This window comes from Brachybacterium sp. YJGR34, assembly GCF_003347015.1.
Taxonomy (GTDB): domain Bacteria; phylum Actinomycetota; class Actinomycetes; order Actinomycetales; family Dermabacteraceae; genus Brachybacterium.
In genome coordinates this window covers 1-1,339 of the sequence record NZ_PNFB01000043.1, presented here as the reverse complement: position 1 = coordinate 1,339, position 1,339 = coordinate 1, and the positions used below count along the sequence as shown (strand labels likewise).

The 1,339-nt window shown below is 67.1% G+C and carries 1 protein-coding gene; it reads left to right on the top strand.

Features of this window, described 5'->3' with window-relative positions; all coding sequences use genetic code 11:
• Positions 1 to 98: 98 nt before the first annotated feature.
• Positions 99 to 1,295, top strand: coding sequence for an IS481 family transposase (locus CXH06_RS18245; protein WP_114856626.1), 1,197 nt, complete (start codon positions 99 to 101; stop codon positions 1,293 to 1,295).
• Positions 1,296 to 1,339 lie beyond the last annotated feature (44 nt).

Here is a 1,339-nt window from a genome sequence, read left to right as displayed (position 1 = left end):
GGGGTGTCTGGTCTCAGCACATAGTTCGCACCTGTCTCGGGACATCGTTCGCGTGCACTGCCGGAGCATGTCTCGGGACATCGTTCGCACAATGAGCGATGGCGAAGAACCGGGTGATCGTCCTGTCAGTCATCGAGAGCGGGCTCCGGCCAGCAGACGCCGCGCGCCGCTACGGCGTCTCTCGGCGCTGGGTAGAGATCCTCCTGGCCCGCTACCGAGCCGGTGGGTTCGACGCTCTTGAGCCCCGTTCCCGCGCGCCGCGCCACCACCCCAACGCCACACCACCCCACCTCGTCCAACGCATCCTCGACCTCCGACACGAGCTCGAGACGACCGGCCAGGACGCCGGCGCGATGACCATCGCCATGCGCCTGGAACGCGAAGGCCTGCCCGGCCCGAGCCGCGCCACGATCCACCGCACCCTCCGCGCGAACGCCCTGATCACGCCCCAGCCCCGCAAACGCCCCCGCTCGTCCTGGCACCTCTTCGCCGCCGACCAGCCCAACGAGATGTGGCAGGCCGACTTCACCCACTGGCCCCTCGCCGACGGCACCGATACCGAGATCCTCGACTTCCTCGACGACCACTCCCGCTACCTCCTGACCGCCCGGGCCTTCACCCCCGTCACCGGCCCGATCGTGACCGCGACCTTCCTTGACCTCACCCGGATCTACGGCCCACCAGCAGTGATGCTCACCGACAACGGCATGGTCTTCACCACGCGATTCGCCCAGGGCGCCCGAGTCCTGAAGACCCTCAACTCCTTCGAACGAGCCCTGGCCGACCTCGACATCCGCCAACTCAACGGCGCCCCGAACCATCCACAGACCCAAGGCAAGATCGAACGCTTCCACCAGACCCTCAAACGCTGGCTGACCGCACAGCCGCCAGCCCCCGACATCGAGGCCCTGCAGGAGCAGCTGAACACCTTCCAGACCTGGTACAACACGCAGCGCCCTCACCGCGCGCTGAACCGGCACACCCCGGCAGAAGCCTATGAAGCACTACCGAAAGCTCACCCCGCCCCGCACTCGAGACCAGGTGGCTACACGATCCGCACAGACCGCGTCGACCAGGACGGGAAAGTCTCCCTGCGCCACGCCGGCCGCATGCGCCACCTCGGCATCGGCCGCGCCCACACGAGCCGACCCGTCAGACTCCTCATCGACCACGACGACGTCCTCGTCACCGACCTCGACACCGGCACCATCCTCGCCGAGTTCACCATCGACACCACCCGCGGCTACCAGCCAAAGAAGAAGGGCCCCGGTGAAAACCGGGGCCCTTCTTCGTGAACCATGTCCCGAGACATCTGCGAACGATGTCCCGAGACTTCACA

Bases quoted from the DNA above. Each gene is read 5' to 3' on its own strand.
- CXH06_RS18245 (WP_114856626.1), top strand. From the start codon at position 99: ATGGCGAAGAACCGGGTGATCGTCCTGTCAGTCATCGAGAGCGGGCTC.